Origin of the sequence: Streptomyces sp. NPDC001381 (assembly GCF_042895685.1) — a bacterium.
Classification (GTDB): domain Bacteria; phylum Actinomycetota; class Actinomycetes; order Streptomycetales; family Streptomycetaceae; genus Streptomyces.
Genome location: NZ_JBIAWO010000002.1, coordinates 1,260,758 through 1,279,687 on the forward strand (window position 1 = coordinate 1,260,758; position 18,930 = coordinate 1,279,687).

Annotated in this window: 17 protein-coding genes; 10 read left to right on the plus strand and 7 right to left on the minus strand. The window is 72.3% G+C overall.

Translation table 11 applies throughout. The features are described from left to right. Window positions 1-73: 73 nt before the first annotated feature. Entirely contained in the window at window positions 74-1,033 is a 960-nt protein-coding gene (locus ACFY2L_RS12595; protein ID WP_390822253.1) for an expansin EXLX1 family cellulose-binding protein, read from the plus strand. A 139-nt stretch (window positions 1,034-1,172) separates the two neighbouring features. Here ACFY2L_RS12595 and ACFY2L_RS12600 read toward each other — a convergent pair whose 3' ends face one another. Next, on the minus strand, window positions 1,173-2,303 hold the full coding sequence (locus ACFY2L_RS12600) for a cellulose binding domain-containing protein (RefSeq protein WP_390656928.1): 1,131 nt from the start codon (window positions 2,301-2,303) through the stop codon (window positions 1,173-1,175). Between the two features lie 226 nt (window positions 2,304-2,529). Beyond that, a complete protein-coding gene (locus ACFY2L_RS12605; RefSeq protein WP_390656929.1) occupies window positions 2,530-3,552 on the minus strand; it encodes a LacI family DNA-binding transcriptional regulator in 1,023 nt (340 codons plus the stop codon). Window positions 3,553-4,032: 480 nt separating this feature from the next. Between ACFY2L_RS12605 and ACFY2L_RS12610 the strand changes: the two genes are divergently transcribed. The 3 genes from ACFY2L_RS12610 to ACFY2L_RS12620 are packed head-to-tail and all read left to right on the plus strand — an operon-like array spanning window position 4,033 to window position 7,657. Continuing rightward, window positions 4,033-5,379 carry a flavin-containing monooxygenase gene (locus ACFY2L_RS12610; protein ID WP_390822254.1) on the plus strand — a complete coding sequence of 449 codons (1,347 nt, stop codon included), beginning with the start codon at window positions 4,033-4,035 and terminating at the stop codon, window positions 5,377-5,379. Continuing rightward, complete coding sequence (locus ACFY2L_RS12615; RefSeq protein ID WP_390822255.1) at window positions 5,376-6,251, plus strand: SDR family NAD(P)-dependent oxidoreductase; 876 nt, start codon at window positions 5,376-5,378, stop codon at window positions 6,249-6,251. Before ACFY2L_RS12610 ends, ACFY2L_RS12615 begins: the two co-directional genes overlap by 4 nt. After that, window positions 6,248-7,657, plus strand: a complete 1,410-nt coding sequence (locus ACFY2L_RS12620; protein WP_390822256.1) for an aldehyde dehydrogenase family protein — start codon at window positions 6,248-6,250, stop codon at window positions 7,655-7,657. Before ACFY2L_RS12615 ends, ACFY2L_RS12620 begins: the two co-directional genes overlap by 4 nt. A gap of 19 nt (window positions 7,658-7,676) precedes the next feature. On the opposite strand, the gene ACFY2L_RS12625 is transcribed toward ACFY2L_RS12620, so the two are convergent. Beyond that, window positions 7,677-8,756, minus strand: coding sequence for an AraC family transcriptional regulator ligand-binding domain-containing protein (locus ACFY2L_RS12625; RefSeq protein WP_390822257.1), 1,080 nt, complete (start codon window positions 8,754-8,756; stop codon window positions 7,677-7,679). 730 nt (window positions 8,757-9,486) lie between these two features. Here ACFY2L_RS12625 and ACFY2L_RS12630 point away from each other — a divergent pair. Continuing rightward, entirely contained in the window at window positions 9,487-10,077 is a 591-nt protein-coding gene (locus ACFY2L_RS12630; protein ID WP_390656934.1) for a DNA-binding response regulator, read from the plus strand. Window positions 10,078-10,436: 359 nt separating this feature from the next. Here the strand turns inward: ACFY2L_RS12630 and ACFY2L_RS12635 are convergent, their stop codons facing one another. Then, window positions 10,437-10,571: a SapB/AmfS family lanthipeptide gene (locus ACFY2L_RS12635; protein ID WP_390822258.1), complete on the minus strand. Its 135-nt coding sequence runs from the start codon at window positions 10,569-10,571 to the stop codon at window positions 10,437-10,439. Next, complete coding sequence (gene lanKC, locus ACFY2L_RS12640; protein WP_390822259.1) at window positions 10,568-13,357, minus strand: class III lanthionine synthetase LanKC; 2,790 nt, start codon at window positions 13,355-13,357, stop codon at window positions 10,568-10,570. The genes ACFY2L_RS12635 and lanKC overlap by 4 nt, the downstream gene beginning before the upstream one ends. Window positions 13,358-13,598: 241 nt before the next feature. Between lanKC and ACFY2L_RS12645 the strand changes: the two genes are divergently transcribed. After that, window positions 13,599-14,699 carry a hypothetical protein gene (locus ACFY2L_RS12645; RefSeq protein ID WP_390822260.1) on the plus strand — a complete coding sequence of 367 codons (1,101 nt, stop codon included), beginning with the start codon at window positions 13,599-13,601 and terminating at the stop codon, window positions 14,697-14,699. Window positions 14,700-14,970: 271 nt separating this feature from the next. Here ACFY2L_RS12645 and ACFY2L_RS12650 read toward each other — a convergent pair whose 3' ends face one another. After that, window positions 14,971-15,693 carry a polysaccharide deacetylase family protein gene (locus ACFY2L_RS12650; protein ID WP_390656938.1) on the minus strand — a complete coding sequence of 241 codons (723 nt, stop codon included), beginning with the start codon at window positions 15,691-15,693 and terminating at the stop codon, window positions 14,971-14,973. A gap of 266 nt (window positions 15,694-15,959) precedes the next feature. Between ACFY2L_RS12650 and ACFY2L_RS12655 the strand changes: the two genes are divergently transcribed. Next, the gene (locus tag ACFY2L_RS12655) at window positions 15,960-16,793 is read left to right on the plus strand and encodes a class I SAM-dependent methyltransferase (RefSeq protein WP_390822261.1); all 834 of its coding nucleotides are present in this window, start codon (window positions 15,960-15,962) and stop codon (window positions 16,791-16,793) included. A 150-nt stretch (window positions 16,794-16,943) separates the two neighbouring features. Continuing rightward, on the plus strand, window positions 16,944-17,261 hold the full coding sequence (locus tag ACFY2L_RS12660; RefSeq protein ID WP_390656940.1) for a hypothetical protein: 318 nt from the start codon (window positions 16,944-16,946) through the stop codon (window positions 17,259-17,261). A gap of 115 nt (window positions 17,262-17,376) precedes the next feature. Here ACFY2L_RS12660 and ACFY2L_RS12665 read toward each other — a convergent pair whose 3' ends face one another. Beyond that, entirely contained in the window at window positions 17,377-17,799 is a 423-nt protein-coding gene (locus ACFY2L_RS12665; RefSeq protein WP_390656941.1) for a DUF6003 family protein, read from the minus strand. A gap of 266 nt (window positions 17,800-18,065) precedes the next feature. Here ACFY2L_RS12665 and ACFY2L_RS12670 point away from each other — a divergent pair, with 266 nt between their 5' ends. Both ACFY2L_RS12670 and ACFY2L_RS12675 read left to right on the plus strand, forming a co-directional pair. After that, a complete protein-coding gene (locus ACFY2L_RS12670; RefSeq protein WP_390656945.1) occupies window positions 18,066-18,446 on the plus strand; it encodes an STAS domain-containing protein in 381 nt (126 codons plus the stop codon). Window positions 18,447-18,516: 70 nt separating this feature from the next. After that, the gene (locus tag ACFY2L_RS12675) at window positions 18,517-18,918 is read left to right on the plus strand and encodes an ATP-binding protein (protein ID WP_390822262.1); all 402 of its coding nucleotides are present in this window, start codon (window positions 18,517-18,519) and stop codon (window positions 18,916-18,918) included. The last annotated feature ends 12 nt before the right edge of the window (window positions 18,919-18,930 follow it).

Below are 18,930 nucleotides of genomic sequence, written 5' to 3' on the forward strand. Positions count from 1 at the left end.
CGGAAATCGGCGGCAACCTTTGTGCCACCTGTGGCCACTGAGCAGTGAGACACCGACACGCTCTTCCGAACGGATGAACATGCAGGAAACACGCCGGGCCGCCCGGCAGCGCAGGCGCAGACGCGGGCTGATGGTGGGCACCACCACGGGGCTTGTCGTCACAGGTCTTCTCGTCTGCCTGGTCATGACGATGCGACCAGACGGCGAGGAGGACGCCGGGCGGGCCCCGGCCACCGCCGTCGCCCAGGCACAGGAGAGGCACTCGCCGACATCGGCAGGGAGGAAGTCCTCCACGCCTTCCCCGTCCGCCGCCTCCGCGTCTCCGTCGGCCGGGGCCAAGACCCCGAAGACCTCCCCGACCCCGTCCGCGGCACCGTCGTCGGCGTCCCCGCGGAAAGCTCCTGCCACGTCGTCCCTGGCCGGACGGATCAGGCCCAAAGTCACCTACCGAGGAGTCGCCACCGTCTACCAGGCCGGGGTGGGGGACGGCGCCTGCTCCTACGGCCCCAGCGCCGACATGATGATCGCGGCGATGAACACCACCGACTACGAGACGTCCAAGGCCTGCGGGGCGTACGTGCGCGTCCACGCGGCGAACGGCGCCTCGGTCACGGTCCGGATCACCAACGAATGCCCGCTGCCCTGCGCGCCCGGGCAACTGGACCTCAGCGAGCAGGCCTTCGCCGAACTGGCCCCCACCTCGACCGGCCGGCTCGCGATCACCTGGAGCCTGCTGAGCCCCGACACACCGGGCACGATCTCGATCCGCTACAAGAACGGATCCAGCCGCTACTGGTGCGGCATCCAGGCGATCGGCCACCGCAATCCGCTCGCCCGTCTGGAGGTCCGCACCAGCGGCGGCTGGCGCCAACTGGCCCGCACCGACTACAACTACTTCCTCTCCCCTGACGGCAGCGGATGCGGCGGCGCGATCAGGATCACCGACATCTTCGGAGAACGGCTGACCGTCGAAGGGATCGCCTTGCGGCCGGAAGCCGTGCAGCCGACGCGGGTCCAGTTCGCCCGGCACTGACCCCGCCGTCCCGCCACGCCGCCCCTGCGAACGGAACACCCGCAGGGGCGGCAGCAGCCGGACCATGGATCATGAATCGGCGTGGGGCACGCGGCAGGACACGGCGGTGCCTCCTTACGGAGCGGGCCGGCGTATCACGTCAGGCCGTGGTGCAGGCGGTGCCGTTCAGGCTGTAGCCGGAGGGCTTGGCGAAGGCGCCGCCGTAGGTGCCCTGGAACCCGAAGGACACCTGGCCGCCGGCCGCGATCTCCCCGTTGTGGGCCACGTTGCCCGCCGTGACGGCTCCCGACGACGGGGAGACGTTCGCGTTCCAGGCCTGGGTGATCTGCTGCCCGGAGGGCAGGGCGAAGGCCAGTTTCCAGCCGCTCACCGGGGAGGAGCCGGTGTTGGTGACGGTGACGTCGGCGGTGAAGCCGCCCTGCCAGACGTTCGTCGCGTACGACACCTTGCACGCCGTGGAGCCTCCGGGGCCGCCCGGGTCACCGGACGAGCCCGTGTTCACCGTCGAGGAGAACGAGGTCACGGCGAGGCCCGTGCCGTTCCGCCACGGCTCGAAGCCGGCCTGAACGCTCGTCAGGTACCAGCTGTTCTGCGCCAGTCCCCGGGAGACTGCCTGCCGGGCGAAGTCCATGACGTCGAACGTCCAGCTGGTGATCGACGAGGGCGCCACGAACGACAGTACGTCGTTGGAGCCGTTGTTGCCGGACCACACCTGCCACTGGCGCCCGCCCACGGTGGCGGTGCCGACCTCGGAGCCCACGGGCTGGACCGATCCGACCTTGTTGAACCAGATCATGATCTCGGTCCGGTTCACACCGTCGGTGCGGGGCGTGGGGTCGAGCCAGATGTCGTACGCGGCGTCGTACGCCCCGTCGCTCACATAGCTGTACGAGATGCTCGTGGGCGCGGTGGAGATGCTGCGGAGCTGGGCGGGGAGGTTCGTACCGGGCGAGCAGTTGGTGTAGTGACAGCCGTTGTACACGGACGGGTAGGACTTCGGGGCACCGTTCGTGGGGACGGACCCGTCGGCCTGGGTGATCCTGAACCCCGAGTCGGTGACGGTGATGCACTGGGTGTCGCCGGTGCCCCAGCGGTTGTTCTGGACGACGTAGCGGCCCTGGATCGTCGTCGACCCGAACTGTTCGCAGATCGTGGTGTCGGCATGCGCCACCGACGCCGTGGTGAGGAGTGCGGCGAGCGAGACGAGCGAGGTGAGCAGCGCGCCGAGCAGTCCACGCGCGCGGTGGGCATGGTGCGTTGAAGGTCGCATGCGAATCCTCTGAGAGGGATGGGGGGAGGGGAGCACTCCTGCACCTCTCGAATGGGAGCGCTCCCATTGCCTCGTTCGCAGGGGACTGTAGGGAGGGATCAGGTCCCTGACAAGACTTCCGGCGGGACGCCGTCGAAGGGATTTCGAAGACGCAGGTGGGGAGAGGGGCGCGGCGGCACACCGCACCGGGACCGGGGGCGCTCCCCGGAACATCACCAGGCGACGGTCAGGTCGACTCGCGCACGACCAGCTCCGTACGGAGGATGACGTGCCGCCACGCCACGGCGCCCTCCTCCATCTCCTCCAGGAGCAGCCGGACCATCGCGCGCCCGATCTCCTCGATCGGCTGACGCACCGTGGTCAGCCGCGGTTCGGTCCGCTGCGCCAGGGGGAAGTCGTCGAATCCGATCACGGCGACATCCTCGGGCACCCGGCGTCCGGCCGCGCGCAGCGCCTCCAGAGCTCCCGCGGCCGTGGTGTCCGACGCGGCGAGGACGCCGTCGATGTCCGGATGCCGTGCGAGGAGCTCGGCCATGGCACGGCGTCCGCTCTCCGCCGTGAAGTCGCTCTCGGCGACACGGGTCTGCTCGCCCTTCAGGCCCGCCACCGCGAGGGCCTCCTGGTAGCCGCGCAGCCGGCACTGGGCGACGTACATGTCGAGCGGCCCGGTGATGGTGGCTATCACCCTGCGGCCGTGTCGCAGAAGGTGCGAGACGGCGCTGCGGGCTCCGCCGATGTTGTCCGCGTCGACGTAGCTGACGTACTCGTCGCCCGACCGGCGCCCCAGCAGCACGGTCGGCAACCGGGCCTCGGCGAGCATGTCCGGCAGCGGATCGCCGGCGCGCACGGACATCAGCAGGACACCGTCGACCCGGCCGCCGCGCGCGTATTCGAGGAAGCGCTGCCGGTCCGCGTCCGACCGGACCAGGGTCAGCAGCAACTGCATCCCGGTGTCCGTCAGCGCGTCCCCGAGTGAGCGGACGATCTCGGAGAAGAAGGGCTCCGCGAACGACCGCCAGTCCGGCTCCGTCACGACCAGGGCGACGGCGTCGGCCCGGCGCCCGGCCAGTGAACGGGCCGCGAGATTGGGCACGTACCCCAGTTCCTCGATGGCCCGCCGCACAGCCCGGCGCGTCGACTCCTTCACCCCGGCCGCGTTGTTGATGACGCGGGAGACCGTGCCCCGTCCCACCCCGGCACGGGCGGCCACCTCCTCCAGCGTCGGCGTCACCGGGCGTCGTCTTCCCATGACCACCTCCCCCCCACGAGATCACCGATCCTACGGGCCGGAGGTAATCGAACACACGACTCTTGAGCAGCACGCGGGCGGTGCCCGGGCCGACCGCATGGATCAGGCCTGGCCGGGGGAGGTGCGGCAGGCCGATTCGGGGGCGACAGGGCGCGTCGGGAACTGGGAGCGCTCCCATCAGGGAGACCGTACGGCGGCAACCCTCGCTACGGCAACAACCCCACAGGCGCGCTGCCGGATCCGTCCCTGCTCAGCGGCTTCGGGGGACGGAACCCGGCGGACCCCTCACCCGCAGCCGCGGGCAGGGCACCCCCGCAGCCGCCGTCGGCACCCCGCACCCCGCACCCCGCGGGGCCTGCGCCGACGGCGGCCCGTTGGCCGCTGAGGTCCCCTGCGTGGCCGCCCGGGTCAGTTCGCGCCCTGCCCCCGTCTCCGTAGGTTCCTCGCAACGCCTGTTACGTCAGGGAACGGAGTCGCAGGATGAGCGAGAACCAGTACGACACGTGTGTCATAGGGGCGGGTCCCGCGGGGCTGGCGGTCGCGAGGGCGCTGGCGGAGCGCGGCCTGCCGTACACGCACATCGAGCGCCACACCGGGCCGGGCGGCCTGTGGGACATCGACAACCCGGGCAGTCCGATGTACGAGTCCGCCCACTTCATCTCCAGCAGGACGCTGTCCGGATTCGGCGGATACCCCATGCCGGACCACTTCGCCGACTATCCGCCGCACGGGCAGATCCTGTCCTACCTGACGTCCTTCGCCGAGGCGTACGGTCTGACCGAGCGGATCGAGTTCGGCACCGAGGTCCGCGGCGTGGAGAAGAACGAGGGCGGCACCTGGACCGTCACCCGGGCCGACGGGAGGCGGAGCGTGCACCGGCAGGTCGTCGTGTGCACGGGCGCACAGTGGCATCCCAACGTGCCCGACCTGCCGGGTGACTTCTCCGGCGAGGTCCGCCACACGCTCACCTACCGCAGCGGCGACGAGCTGCGCGGAAAGCGGGTCCTGGTGGTCGGCGCGGGGAACTCCGGCCTGGACATCGCCTGCGACGCGGCCCGGTCCGCCGACCGCGCGGTGATCAGCATGCGACGCGGCTACTGGTTCATTCCGAAGCATCTGTTCGGCCGCCCGGTGGACACCATCGCGGCGGGCGGACCGCATGTACCCGTGTGGCTCCAGCAGAAGCTGTTCGGCGGCCTCCTGCGGATCCTCAACGGCGATCCGCGCCGCCTCGGCCTGCAGAAGCCCGACCACAAGCTGTTCGAGACCCACCCCGCCATCAACTCGATGCTGATCCACCACCTGCAGCACGGGGACATCACGGCCAAGCCCGGGATCGCCGCCACCGACGGCAGGACGGTGCACTTCACCGACGGCACGAGGGAGGACTTCGACCTGATCCTGCTGGCCACCGGATACCTCCACAAAGTGCCCGTGGCGCAGCAGTACTTCGGCGACCAGCAGCACCCGGACCTGTACCTGTCGGCGTTCTCCCGCGAGCACGAGGGCCTGTTCGGTGTCGGCTTCGTCGAGACCAACTCCGGCGCCTATCAACTCTTCGACACCCAGGCCCAGTTGATCGCCTCCTTCATCCACGACGGGAACAGCGGGCTGCCGACCGCCGAACGCTTCGCCCGCATGGTCCGCAGCGACCGTCCCGACCTCTCCGGCGGCCTGAAGTTCGTCGACTCGCCGCGCCACACCGGGTACGTCCACAGCGAGGCCTTCGCGAAGTACCTCCTCAAGGTCGCCGCATCACTGGGCTGGCGCACCGAGGGCCGGCCGCCTCGGCTCACGTCCGTGCCGCGCGAGGCGGTGGCGTCGTGACGTACGACTTCCGCGACAAGATCATCGTGGTCACGGGCGGTGCCGGGGGCATCGGCGGGGCCCTGTGCCACCGGTTCGCCAGGGGCGGTGCCCGCCTCGTCGTGGTCGACATCGACGAGGCGCGGGCCCGGCGGACCGCCGCCGCCCTGCACGGCAGCGGGCACCTCGGACTGGGCTGCGACCTGCTGGAGCGCGCCGCCGTGGAGGAGATGGCGGACCGCGTCGCCGCCGCCCACGGCCGGATCGACGTCCTGGTCAACAACGTCGGCATGACCAGTTCCGAACGCTTCGACGTGCGCAGCCTCGAAAGCATCGAAAAGGAGATCAACCTCAACCTGGTCTCGCCGCTGATCACCACACGGGTCGCCGTCCCCCTGCTGAAGGCCTCCGATGATCCCCGGGTCGTCACCACGGTGTCCCTCGGCGGGATCTTTCCGCTGGGCGAGACCCCCATCTACACCGCGTCCAAGTTCGGTCTGCGCGGTGCGATGCTCGCCATCGGGCTGGACCTGCGGGACAAGGGCATCCAGGCCGGTTCGGTGCTGCCGTCGGCGACCGACACGCGGATGCTGCGTCAGGAGGCGGTGGACGGCGGGAACTCCCTGCAGTTCCAGGAACCGCCGCAGCAGCCGTCCGACGTCGTCCGGGCGGTCGTGAGCCTGCTGGACAAGCCACGCCTCGAGGCCTACGCCCGGCCCCGCGAATCCCGTCTCGTACGGGTCGCGATGCTCGCCCCGAACCTGCTCCCGAGGCTCTTCCCGCTGTTCCGCAAGCGCGGTGAGCGCGGGATGGCCCAGTACCTGGAGGACCTGCGCCGCAGGGGACTGGCGCGCCGGACCGGAGGACGCTGGGAACTGGTGGAGGAAGCATGAGCGGGGAGAAACTGCGCCTCGTCAACCCGGCGACGGGCGAGCTGATCGCGACGATGCCGACCGCGAGCGCGGCCGAGGTGGCGGAGGCGTCCGCACGCGCGCACCAGGTGTTCGCGAGCGGCGTCTGGTCGGGGAGGTCGCCGCGCGAGCGCGCCGCGGTACTCCTGCGGCTGGCCGACCTGATGGAGTGCCACGCCGAGCGGCTGGCGCGGCTGGACAGCGAGGACGCGGGAAAACCGATCACGGAGTGCCGGTCGGGCGACGTCCCCGGAGCCGTCGAGTCGATCCGGTGGTTCGCGGAGGCGGCCGACAAGGTCTTCGGGCGCGTGGCACCCACCGGCCACGAGAGCCTCGGGCTGACGGTCCGGGAACCGGTCGGAGTGGCGGCCGCGATCCTGCCCTGGAACTACCCCCTGGCCATGGCGGCCTGGAAGGTAGGACCGGCCCTCGCGGCGGGCAACAGCCTGCTGCTCAAACCCGCCGAGGCCACCCCGCGCTCCGCCCTGCACCTGGCCGAGCTGGCCGCGGACGCGGGCCTGCCCGACGGCGTCCTGACCGTGCTCCCCGGGTACGGCTCCGTCACCGGTACGGCCCTCGCCCGCGACCCGCTGGTGCGCGCGCTGTCGTTCACCGGCTCCACGGCCACGGGACGGCGCGTCCTCGCCGACGCGGCGGAGACCAACTTCAAGCGGGTCTCCCTGGAGATGGGGGGCAAGAGTCCCCAGATCCTGATGCCGGACGCGCTGGGCTTCGGCGACGAGCTGATCGACAACATGATCGAGGCCGCGTTCCTGACCATGGGACAGAACTGCACGGCGGGCTCCCGCGTCCTGGTCCATCACAGCATCGCCGAGGAGGTGCTGCACCGGTTCACCACCGCCGCGAAGGGCCTGGTCATCGGCGATCCGGCCGACGCACGCACACAGGTGGGGCCGCTCGTCAGCCGGGCCGCGTTCGACCGGGTGGCGGCGGCGGTGGACGCGGCCCGCTCCGCCGGAGCCAGGATCCACAGCGGTGGCCTGCCCCACGGCCTGCCCGCACGGGGCGCCTACTACCCTCCCACCGTGATCAGCGGGGCCCCGGAGGACAGCGATGTGCTCACCAAGGAGCTGTTCGGCCCCGTCGTCACCGTCGAGACCTTCGGCTCGGAGGACGAGGCGATACGCCGGGCCAACGCCACCGAGTACGGGCTCGCCGCATCGGTGTGGACCCGTGACCTGGACGCGGCGCTGCGGCTGGCGCATGGCGTGGAAGCCGGCGTGGTCTCCGTCAACGCCTACAGCGAGGGGGACATCACCACCCCGTTCGGCGGCTGGAAGCAGTCCGGCTTCGGAGGGGTGGAGAAGTCCACCGACGCCTTCGCCCAGTGGACCAGGGAGAAGACGGTCTGGATCCGCAGCCGTTGACCGGAGGAGGGCGCCCGGGTCAGGGGCGGGCGCGCCCCTCCGGCTCGCCGGTCTCCTCGCGCAGCCTTGCCGGAGTGACCCCGTGCCAGCGGTGCACCGCCCGGCGCAGGGCGCGCACGTCGGAGAACCCCGCCTGCCGGGCGATGTCCCGCAGGGTGATCTCCGGTCGCAGCAGCAGCTGCTCGACCCGTTCGCGCCGTACCCCGTCGACGATCGCCTCGTACGTCGTGCCGCACTCGGCCAGACGGCGCCGCAGGGTGCGTTCGCTGGAGGAGTGCCGACGGGCCTGCTCGACGAAGGACGGCACGTCCGGGAGGCTCTGCGCGATCGAGACCTCCAGGACCTCCAGCAGGTCCTGCTGGTCGCGGCGCGCCGCCAGCTGCTGCTCCAGCAGCTCCATGACGGCCGCGTAGGTGACGGGATCACGGCCCGGCATGGGCCGGCGGGCCCACCGTGTGGAGAAGACCAGGCGGTTCTCCGCGGCGGCGAATCGCATCGGGCAGCGGAACAGCTCGGCGAACCGACGGGTGTCGCGGGGTGCGGGGAAGGCGAACTCGACGGCCTGCGGGGCGAACGCGTCTCCGGCGCTCAGCCGGGTGAGCGTGACGACGCTGGCGAACGCCTCCTCCACGAGGAAGACGGCGACCGCCGGATCGAGGGCGGGGTCGGGCAGCGCGGCCCGCAGCACATAACCCGCGTCCTCCGGCCTGGCCGACCAGACCATCATGGCCCCGGACAGGTTCTGGAAGCGCACCCCGGTCTCGATCGCGTCCCGCAGCGTCTCGGCGGCCAGCAGGGCCAGACCGGGCAGCCCCCAGGCGGTGAGGTGCTGGGCCGCGCCCACGCGCAGCCCCAGATGCGGCTCACCGGTGAGTTCCACCGCCCGCCGGATGACGGCGCTGCCCTGCCGGTAGGAGACCCGCAGGCCGGCCGACCGCATCACGCCGCGGTCCAGGCCCACGGCCGTCAGCAGGGGCTGAAGATCGAGGCCGTACTCGTCGGCGACCAGGGCGAGGTAGCGCAGGATGTTCGGCGGAATGGTGGCCGAGGTGCTGCGGCTGGTTCCGGGCGAGGACGTCGGGAGGGGCTTGCCGGGCATGCGGTTCCTTGCGGCCAAGGGACGAAACGCGAACCGTACCGCACGCCCTCGGCGTGCGGAAACGACAGGTCCGGCGCGGTCCGGGTGGCCCGTACCGCCGCGTCCGGGGCGGGCGGGGGAGAGGCGGACGCCGGCGGCGGCGCAGCGGTGGGCCCACCTCTCCTCCCAGCCGGAGCGTCTGCGCGGTGCTGCGCCAGACCGCCGCGATCTTCGCTCGCGGGGAGGCGGGCGCGTGGTCGTCCGTCCACACCAGCACCGCACTCGCCGGGACGACGACGGTCAGACAGGCGAGGGCCAGCCAGCCGACGAGGGCGGACACTCCGCCGGCCAGCCCGCCCCGGGGAGCACGAGCGGTCTCCGGCCCGCGCTTCACCCGCGCAGCCGACGCGTCCTGCGCGAGCCCCGACCGCCCCGACCGCCCCGACCGCTCGCCACTCACCTGTTGCCACCGACCCGCACCACCGCTGTCCGTTCGCACAGTCAGTAGCGTGAGGCGACGCTCACGACGCCGAGGCCACAACCGGGGGCGGTTCATCCCTTCGTGCACCGGGCCCCGCCGGTCCGTGGCGGCTGGAAGCGGAGCGACGGGCGGCGCCTCGACGCCGTGGGCCGCGTGGGACTGACCGAAACCCCTCGGGTGAGCACCCCGGCCGGGATAGCCGGACAAGAGGGCGGGTAACCGGAAGTGGCTCGTACGACCCTGGGGGACTCAGTGATCAAAGTGCTTGTGGTGCACGACACCTGCCTGTTACGGCAGGCACTGGCCATTTCGTTACGCCGCGAGCAGGACCTGGAGGTGAGCGCGGCGTCCTGGTCGGACGCGGTGACCGAGCTGGTCTCCTGGCAGCCGCGGGTGTGCGTGGCGGACGTGGACGGTACGGAACCGGCGGCCACGCTCTCCCAGCTGGCGCCGCTGGCCGAGCGCGCGGCGGAGCGCAGGTGCGGCCTGCTTCTCCTGACGTCCCCCAGCAGACCGGGGCTGCTGCATCGCGTGTCCCGGGCGCAGGCCCTGGGATACGTCAGCAAGGGGGAGCCCTGCGAGGCCCTCGTGGGAGCCGTCAGACGGGTCGCGCGGGGGGAGCCCTTCGTGGACACCTCGTTGGGGTGGGACTTTCTGCAAGCGGCCCGGGTCCCGTTGACCGAGCGGGAGTTGAGCGTGCTGTCTCTGGCCTCGCGGGGAGCTTCCGTCGCGGAGATAGCGGGAGACCTGCACCTGACGCACGGCACCGTGCGCAACTACCTGTCGACCATCACCCGCAAGACAGGGGCGCGCAACCGTGTCGACGCCATCCGCATCTCCCAGGAGGCGGGCTGGGTGTGAGCCGGGCGTGGCTCATGGCGGTGTCCGCGCAGTCCATCAGCAGAGTGTCCAGGGCATGGCCCGGCAGGCTGGGCAGGGCCGGTTCCGCAGCCGCGGTGGCCACGCCGCCCAGGCACAGCGCGGTGCGGCGGCCGGTGCTGTGACGCACCGCCTCCCGCGGCGAGCGGGAGCCGCGGGAGACGGCTCGTCGCGGCGAAGAGCGCCCGTACACGTCGTTTCGGCCTTCCCGGCGGAGGGGACGCGAGGCCCCGGCGGTGACGGGGCGGGCCCCCGGACGACGACCGCCGCCCGGGGGCCCGCCCCGGTCCGTCACCGGCGCTCGGCCGCCGCACGGGTGGGCGGGCGGCGGGGCAGGACGGTCACAGACACAGGGTGGTGGACGACGTGCTCGCGGAGCACAGCAGCAGGCTCGCGCTGCTGACCGTGGAAGCGGTGTCGTCCTGCGACTCCGGCGCTTCGGGAGTCTCGAGGGTCTGCAGGTCGAGCAAGGTCATGGTGCGTCCTTTCGGCTCGTCGCCGCGTCCGTTCGCGCCTCCCCGCGGCGTCGCCCCTCCGGGCTGCCGTCGGTGCGGTGCGCGGGTGAGATCCGTACGGACGCGGCGTGTGCGAGTGGATCTTCCGTTTCGGCCCCCATATGAGGAGACCGGCTCTGGGGCCGCCGGAGCGGCGGGAGGAAGGGAAAACGGGCCGGCCGCTCGTCGAGAGCCGCGCCCATCGCCAGCAGACAGCCCGCCGTCCCCGTGGCGAGGTCCATCGACAGGCGCATCACCTGGTCGCCGGCGAAGGCCAGCTGTCCGTGGAAGGGCACCGCGTGCCAGGACAGCCGGGAGACCTGGTCGGCCAGCCGGCGGGGAGCGGCCTCGGGGGTGGTGGTGCGGGCCAGGTGCAGCACCATGCCCGCGCGTCCGCCGAAGAGCCCCGACTGGGCGTAGAAGCGTGCGGTGGCGGCGGGAAGGATGGCGCTACGGGCCCGGGCGAAGACCTGGTCGTCGTGGCGGGCGAGGTAGTCGTCGAGCACCATGGCGATGCCCACGCTGCCCTGGCCGAGATACGGCATGGAGCGGCGGCCCTCGTCCACGGCCAGCGCGCCCGAGCGGTCCGTCGCACAGTGCGCCAGGTCGGCGCGGAGGTGGCGGGCGGCCAGTTCCAGCAGGGCCGGCGCCCCGGTGCGCTCGTACAGCCGGAGAAAACACAGAGCGGGACCGCTGGAGCCGTACAGCAGACCTGCCCTGTGCGGCCCGCGGCCCGCCGCGTTCCCTCCTGTGGGAGCGGCCCCGAGCGGGCCGGCACCTTCCGGAAGGCGCTCGGCTCGGTCCGCGAGCAACTGGACCGCTTCGAGGGCGCTGTCGTGCAGGGCAGCCTCTCCCGTGGCACGGGAGAGCCCGTCCAGAGCGAGCGCGACCCCGGCCAGTCCTTCGTACAGATCGGGCCCCAGGCGCTGCCACCGCTCGCCCAGTACGCGCTCGGCCAGTTTCAGCGCGTGCCCGGTGTGGCCGAGGCGCGCCAGGACCCAGGCGGTGCCGAGCAGCCCGTCGAACAGGCCGAGGGGCGTCCCGGGCGCGGGCGCCGCGGTGTGCCGCAACAGCCACTCCTCACCGGGCTCATGGCGTGGACACCCGGTCTCGGCGAGGGCGTACAGGACGCCCGCCGCCCCGTGCGCCAGGCTGGTGCCGCCCCCGTCCTTGAACTGGTCGACGTCTCCGGGGAACAGGCGGTCGTCGCGTTCCGGCGTCGCGCTCGCGACGATCGCCCGGTACATCGAGGCCCGGCTGCGGGGCCAGTCGCCCGGCTCGACCGGCAGGTGGCGTTCGCCGCCGCGACGGCGGCTCGCGGGCGCACCGGTTCGGGGCGAGCGCGGCGTTCCCGTGATCTCGTCCACGGCGTCGGTCAGGAAGGCGCGCGGCACGGGGAACTCCTCGGCGGCCGCGTCGGCGAGGTGGGCGGCCCTGCCGCGGTCGACGGCGAACAGCGTCGTCAGGGGAAGGAAGAGCGCGATGCGCAGGCACGCCAGGGCGTAGCGGTCGATGGCGAAGCCGTGGCGGTCGGCCGGCGCGAGGAAGCCCGGGTGGGCGACGACCTGCCGTCGGCCCTCGTCCACGTGCGCGGCGGCCTCGAAGTCGATCAGCCGCACGGACTCCCCGTCCGGGCCGATGAGGATGTTGAACAGGTGCAGGTCGTTGAAGACGATTCCGCGCGCGTGCAGGGCGGCGACGGCCTCCTCCACGGACCGGTGCACGCACAGGGCCCACGCGGTGTAGTCGGCGAGCGCCCCGGGGTCGGGGTCGGCGACGAGCAGCGGATGCCGCCGGCCGAAGTACGAGTTGAGCGTGTTCCCCTCCAGGTGCTCCATCACCAGGAACCGGTGGTCACCGAGCAGGAACCAGTCCCGGACCTCCGGTGCCACGCCCGATCCGGACAGGCGTTCCAGGGCCGCGCGTTCGCGCTCCAGCCGGGCGACGGCGTCCGCCCCGTCCGCCGCCAGACCGGCGTGCGGCCGCGCCTCCTTGAGCACGACCGGCTCACCGGTCCGCAGATCGTGGCCGGCGTAGACGCCGCCCCCGTTGGAGAAGTGCAGCGCCCGCTCGATCCGATAGGGCAGGCCGTTGAGGGTCGTGGCGTTCCGGGCGGCCAGCTCCGGCTCGAGGAAGGCGGGCAGCACCACCCATTCCGGCACGTGAAACACCGGGTCCCTGCGGTCGGGCACCAGCCGGCCGCCGCCGTCCTCGACAGCCGGGACGAGCCGCCCGTCGGCGCCCGGGCAGAACCGCTGGACGAAACCGCCGTACCTCACATACAGCGGCCCTCGTCGCCAGCGCAGGTCGGTGAGGATGTAGGGCCCCGGCTCTCCGTCCAGCAGGTCCCCCAACTCCTGCAGAACGCGGTGCAGTTGTTCCTCGTCGCGGGGATAGAGCGTGGCGAACTTCCCGCTGCTGCCCCGCCCGGCGTACTTCGAGTTCCTCAGGAAGAGGTGATGCGGTCCGGGGACGAACTTGAACGCAATCCCGTGGGAGACGCAGTAGTCCCAGACGACGCCGGCCGTCGTCCCGGCGTTGTCCAGGCAGGCGGACACATGGACCTTCCAGCCCTGCGCGGGGGTGCTCCCGTCGACCGGTGACAGGTGCAGCCAGTCACCGGACAGGTGGCGGCGCCAGCCGTCCGGCGCGGGCCGGCGGGCGGGCTCGTAGTGCCGGGGCATGCCGTCGCCGAGACCGAAGAGGCGGTCCGGTGTCTCGTAGAAGTGCTCGTCGGCGAGACAGAAGACCTCGTATCGCTTCTCCATGGGCCACCTTCCGCTGGGACCTCACCAGAATCCGGGGCCGGGTGGGCGGCGAACAGTCACACCTGTCATCGGTCACCCATGACAAACGCAGCAGTGGCGGCCGGACCCTGCTTCCGGCCCCCGGACGAGGCGAGGCCGCCGTCAGCACGGGCCGTCGCCGGTACCTCGTCGCCTGGCGGCCTCACCCGGGCGGTGGAAGGATCGGAAAGATCCCTTTACGTACCCGTTCTCGAGGAGCGGTATGGACGACGAGGACATGAAGGATGTGACGGAGACCGACGTCGACGACACCGATGACTACGTCGACGAGGAACCCGTCGGCGCGGAGCTCGCGGAGCCGGACGTCCTCCTCGACATCCCCCTGCTCAAGGTGGACGAGATCGCCCTGGACGTCGAGGATCTGCGCGCGAAGGTGTCGCTCCAGGCGGATGTGCTCGACCTGCTCCGGCTGAACGTCGGTGCGTACGTGGAGCTGGGCGCCGTCCACCTCGACATCAAGGGCGTGGAGGCGCAGGCGCTGCTGAAGGTGCGGCTGGACAACGTCGTGGAGGTCATCGGGAGGGTTCTGACCACCATCGACCGCAACCCGGACATCCTCAGGGACGTGACCTCGGGCGTCGGGACCGCCGTACGCGAGGTGGGCGCCGGCGCGGGCCGCACACTCGACGAGGTCGGGCGTGGCGCCGGCAGAGCGGTGGAGGACGTGGGGCGCGGTGCCGGGGCTGCGGTGGAGGATGTGGGGCGCGGTGCCGGGGCTGCGGTGGAGGACGTGGGGCGCGGTGCCGGGGCTGCGGTGGAGGATGTGGGGCGCGGTGCCGGGGCTGCGGTGGAGGATGTGGGGCGCGGTGCCGGGACTGCCGTCGAGGGTGTCGGGCGTGGGGCCGGGACCGCCGTCGAGGGTGTCGGGCGCGGGGCCGAGACAGCGGTGGAGGACGTCGGGCGCGGTACCGGGACTGCCGTCGAGGGTGTCGGGCGCGGGGCCGGGACCGCGGTGGAGCGCGTCGGTGGCGACGCGGGCAGCGCGGTCACGGGGCTCGCGGAACGGACCGGGGACACGGTGGAGGGAGCCGCCGCGCAGGTCGGCGAGACGCTGCCGGACACCGTGGAGGAGGTGTCCGACGTTCCGGAGGCCGCGAGTGGCGGCGCCCCGCGCGCCCGGAAGGCCGGCGGCGCGACAGGCCGCGCGGAACGGAAGCTCGCGCGCGAAGCCCCCGCCCGCAGGCGACGGGCCGCCGAAGGCGAAGGCGGCGAGGGGCGGGTACGGCAGGGCGCCGACGCACCTCGTCGCAAGGTGAAGCGCGTGCGGGAGCAGGAGCCGGAGGGCGACGGCCGGCCTCCGTGAAGGCCCGTGCACCGGCACGCGGACATCGAGTTCACTTCCAATGTGGCGGCCGACCGGCTCCGATTCCGCGAAACACCGCATACGGACGTCCGATTCAGCGGGAGTCCCGGCGCCCGCTCGGCCACGGCGAGCACGAGGACGAACCTGCCCGACCCCGTCGACGTCGGCGTGGAGCACCGGAACGTGCGGGTCCGGTACGGGCTGTCGACCACCCTCGGCACCGAGGGCCGACAGCGCTGATGTCCGCGTCGTCAAGGTCCCGCGAGCCCCATCACGGCCGGTAGGCGCCGCGGTTGTGGTACGTGACCCTCCCGGAGGGCAGCCGGTCCGGTGCGAAGAGCTGGTCGACGGTCACGAAGTGGAAGCCGCGCGCCTTGAGGCCCTGGATGATGCCCGGCACCGCGTCGACCGTCGTCTTGTGGATGTCGTGCAGGAGGACGATGTCCCCGGGCCTGGTGTCCGCTTTGACGGTCCTGATGATCCTGGCGGTGTCGCGGTACTTCCAGTCGAGGGTGTCGACGCTCCAGTGGACCAGCGGTCGAGCGGCGGCGGTGCGGACGGTGGCGTTGTGCGCGCCGTACGGGGCACGGAACGTGGTGGGCTTCTTGCCGGTCGCCTGTTTGATCGCCGTGTCCGTGCGGGAGAGCTGCGACCTGACCTTCGCGGCGCTGAGCCCGGTCAGCTTGGTGTGGTCCCAGCTGTGGTTGCCTATCTGGTGGCCGGCGAGCGCCGCGCTGCGCACCGTCGAGGGGCGGCTCTGGACGTTCTTGCCGACCAGGTAGAAGGTCACTTGGACGTTGTGGTCCTTGAGGATGCGCAACAGCCGAACGGTGTCGGCGACCGGCCCGTCGTCGAAGGTGAGGGCGACGCACTTGACCCTGCGGCAGTCGACGGTCACCGACGTGGCGGCGGAGGCGGACGTGGCGGCGGTCCCGGCCAGCGCGGTGCCGCAGAGGACGGCGGCGAGGGCCAGGGTGAAGAGGCGTCGGTGCATCGGATCCCCCCAAGGGCAGTGGACTTGCCTTGTTGGACGCACCGGGAGTGCGCATGGATGTACGTTCGGTGAGCTTCCGTTCGACTTACGGGAAGATTCCGTGCGTCCCGGACGAGCGGGGCGGCCCCCGCTCGGACGCGCGGCACGGCGGGGCGACGCGTGAGACAGTCGTAGGAAGCGCCGGAGTCGGCGATGCTCGGGCGCACGCCCGGGCGGTGGGCACCGCCCGGAACCGTACCTACGGCACTGGAGCGGAGGGATCCGTCATGGCGGAGTCGGGTGAGGCGACGCAGGCCGACCGGGCCCTGAAGGCCAAGCACCGAGCCATGTGGGCGCTGGGCGACTACTCCGTCGTGGCCACCGAGGTCGTCCCGGAACTGGGACCGGTGCTCGTCCGGGAGAGCGGCGTGCGGCCGGGCAGCCGGGTGCTCGATGTCGCGGCCGGGACGGGTAACGCCGCCATCCCCGCCGCCCTCGCCGGCGCCGACGTCGTGGCCGTGGACCTGACCCCGGAACTGCTGGAGGCCGGACGCCGCCTCGCCGCCGAGCGGGGCACCGAACTGGAATGGCGCGAGGGCGATGCCGAGGCACTGCCGTTCGCGGACGCGGACTTCGACACGGTCATGTCCTGCGTCGGCGTCATGTTCGCCCCGCACCATCAGCAGGCAGCCGACGAACTGGTCCGCGTCTGCCGACCGGGCGGCCGCATCGGACTGATCAACTGGACCCCCGAAGGGTTCATCGGGCAGATGTTCACCGCCATGCGCCCGTACGCGCCCCCGCCGCCCCCCGGAGCACAGCCCGCGCCGCTGTGGGGCGACGAGAGCCATGTGCGTGCGCTCTTCGGTGACCGCGTCACCGGCATGCACGTCCGTCGCCGGATGCTGCGCGTCGACCGGTTCTCCCGCGCGGAGGACTTCCTGGAGTTCTTCAAGAGCAGCTACGGCCCGACCGTCGCCGTCTACCGTGCCGTCGCCGACGACCCCGAGAAGGTCACCGCCCTCGACACGGCGCTCAGGGATCTGGCCGCCCGGCACCTCGCGGACGGCGCCATGGAATGGGAGTATCTGCTGGTCACGGCCGACAGGACCCCCGAGTAGGGGAGGTGACGGCTGATGCTTCGCGGCCACCGGAGCATGTTCGAGGACGAGCAGGGCGCGCTCCCGAGGCGCCGCGCCGGCCCCACCCGTTCGGGCAGGGATCTTGCCGCCGGACCGGGGTAACCGGAGGAAGACCCAGGGAGGATTGTCATGACGACATACGTCATCTCGGTACCCGGGACCTTCGCCGACGGGGCCGGGCCCGGAACACGGGCCGAACTGGCCCGGGCGCTGCGCCCGGCCGACCCGCACCGCACCCGTCTGGGCAGCGCGGAGGATCTCGACGCGCTGACCGTCAACGAGGACGACACCTTCACCCTCCGGCTCACCGTCGAGGCGGACACCGGACCCGAGGCCGAGCAGGAAGCCCGCCGGCTCGCGCGCTCCGCGCTGACGGCGGCCGGCCTGGACGACGACTCGGCGCCACTGGGTCCGCCCGTGGTGACGGGCATCGACTCCGGGGCCTGACCCGCCCCGCCCGGGGCGTCGGCGTGCGCACGGCCCGTCGACGTGCCGGGCCGGTGGACACGCTCCCCTTCTGACGAGCGGCGCCCCGGCGACGGACGGGGCGCCGCTCGTCACGTCAGTACGCCACGGCCTTGACCACCGTCAGCTCCTCACCCGTCAGTTCCGCGACCCGGTGCGCCGGCACGCCCGCCGCCAGCGCACGGACCAGCAGCGCGTCCCGGCCGTCGGCGCAGGAACGGTAGGCCAGCAGCTCCCGCTCCAGCCGGGCCACGCTCTCCGGCGCGTTCCGCCGCCGCAGCAGGTTCAGTTCGTCCTCGCCCAGCGGCACCGGCAGCCGTTCGGCGTCCTCGGGGATGGCCGCCGTCTCCTCCGGCGGCACCAGACGCAGACCGGGTGAGCGCTTGCTGACACCTTGCGCGTCGAGCCACGCCCGCACCGCGGGCGTCTCGAGGCACTCCGGCTCCCCGGCGGCCGCCAAGGGCACGCCGAGCGGAACGCTCGTGTCGTTCAGCAGGACGAGGTAGGGGTCATCGGTCATCGGCGTCCACCGGGACGCCACCGCCGCCGGCACACGGCTGCACCTCGACGAGCGACCGGACGTACTCCAGCGGCTGCTGCGGACCACCGGCACCGCGCACGTCTTCTCGGACGCCGCAGCGGCCGCGCACCCGCGCCCACCCGGTGAGCCCGACCGCTCCACCACGACCCGCGTCGCTTCGCTGCCCGAACACCCCTGAGACGCCCGCCTCGTTCCCGCCGCCGCCCGGCTCCCCGCTCCGCCCGGCCATTTGCCAGAATGCCCTCATGAGCGTCGAAGCCGAAGCCGAAGTGACCGTCAGAGTGGTGGACGACGTGCGGCTCGTCCAGGTCACCGGAGCGTTCGATGCCGAAGAGGCGCCGACCCTGGCACAGGCCCTCGCCCTCCCCGCGGACGACGGTACGGCGGGCACCGTCACGGACCTCGCCGAGGTGACGTTCGCCGACTCCTCCTTCCTTCACACGCTGCTCGCCGCTCAGAACGAGCACGAGCGGACCGGCGTCCCCCTCGTCCTCGCCGAGGTGCCCCCGGTCGTACGGCGACTGCTGGATCTGACGGACGTCACCCGGATCCTCACCCTCGCCGACGACGTGCCGGCAGCCGTGGAGCTGCTCCGCACCCGTGGCGGCCGCCCCCGCCCGGAGTGAGCGGAGCACCGCGCACGAGGCAGGCCAGGAGCACCAGGGGTGTGACGGACGAGCGGAGCAGAGAAGGTACGTGACCACCACAGAACCCGCCACGGGAAGGCTGTACCCGCCCGTCACCGCCGCGTCGGCCCGTGCCCACGTCCGCGACCTCCTGCTCTCCCGGGTCCCGGCCCCGCCGGGGACGGTCGTCCAGGACGTCCTCCTCGTGGTCACCGAACTGATCACCAACGCCGAGCGCCACGGCGGCGGACTGACCGCCGTCGACGTCCGTCTCGACAACGGCCTCATCACCCTCGACGTCTCCGATGCCTCGTCCGTCGCACCCCGCACCACGCCGCGCGGCCGCCCTGCCGCTCCGGGCGGCTTCGGCTGGCCCCTGATCCAGCGGCTCGGCGACGAGGTGGCGGTGACGCCTTCCCCGGCCGGCAAGACGATCCGGGTCGTCATGAGGACAGACCGCGTCGCCCCGTAGCCACGTGAGGGC

What these genes read in the sequence shown, in the direction of transcription:
- ACFY2L_RS12595 (WP_390822253.1), top strand. Translation starts at nt 74, where the DNA reads ATGAACATGCAGGAAACACGCCGGGCCGCCCGGCAGCGCAGGCGCAGA.
- ACFY2L_RS12600 (WP_390656928.1), bottom strand. Translation starts at nt 2,303, where the DNA reads ATGCGACCTTCAACGCACCATGCCCACCGCGCGCGTGGACTGCTCGGC.
- ACFY2L_RS12605 (WP_390656929.1), bottom strand. Translation starts at nt 3,552, where the DNA reads ATGGGAAGACGACGCCCGGTGACGCCGACGCTGGAGGAGGTGGCCGCC.
- ACFY2L_RS12610 (WP_390822254.1), top strand. Translation starts at nt 4,033, where the DNA reads ATGAGCGAGAACCAGTACGACACGTGTGTCATAGGGGCGGGTCCCGCG.
- ACFY2L_RS12620 (WP_390822256.1), top strand. Translation starts at nt 6,248, where the DNA reads ATGAGCGGGGAGAAACTGCGCCTCGTCAACCCGGCGACGGGCGAGCTG.
- ACFY2L_RS12625 (WP_390822257.1), bottom strand. Translation starts at nt 8,756, where the DNA reads ATGCCCGGCAAGCCCCTCCCGACGTCCTCGCCCGGAACCAGCCGCAGC.
- ACFY2L_RS12635 (WP_390822258.1), bottom strand. Translation starts at nt 10,571, where the DNA reads ATGACCTTGCTCGACCTGCAGACCCTCGAGACTCCCGAAGCGCCGGAG.
- lanKC (WP_390822259.1), bottom strand. Translation starts at nt 13,357, where the DNA reads ATGGAGAAGCGATACGAGGTCTTCTGTCTCGCCGACGAGCACTTCTAC.
- ACFY2L_RS12645 (WP_390822260.1), top strand. Translation starts at nt 13,599, where the DNA reads ATGGACGACGAGGACATGAAGGATGTGACGGAGACCGACGTCGACGAC.
- ACFY2L_RS12650 (WP_390656938.1), bottom strand. Translation starts at nt 15,693, where the DNA reads ATGCACCGACGCCTCTTCACCCTGGCCCTCGCCGCCGTCCTCTGCGGC.
- ACFY2L_RS12655 (WP_390822261.1), top strand. Translation starts at nt 15,960, where the DNA reads ATGGCGGAGTCGGGTGAGGCGACGCAGGCCGACCGGGCCCTGAAGGCC.
- ACFY2L_RS12660 (WP_390656940.1), top strand. Translation starts at nt 16,944, where the DNA reads ATGACGACATACGTCATCTCGGTACCCGGGACCTTCGCCGACGGGGCC.
- ACFY2L_RS12665 (WP_390656941.1), bottom strand. Translation starts at nt 17,799, where the DNA reads ATGACCGATGACCCCTACCTCGTCCTGCTGAACGACACGAGCGTTCCG.
- ACFY2L_RS12670 (WP_390656945.1), top strand. Translation starts at nt 18,066, where the DNA reads ATGAGCGTCGAAGCCGAAGCCGAAGTGACCGTCAGAGTGGTGGACGAC.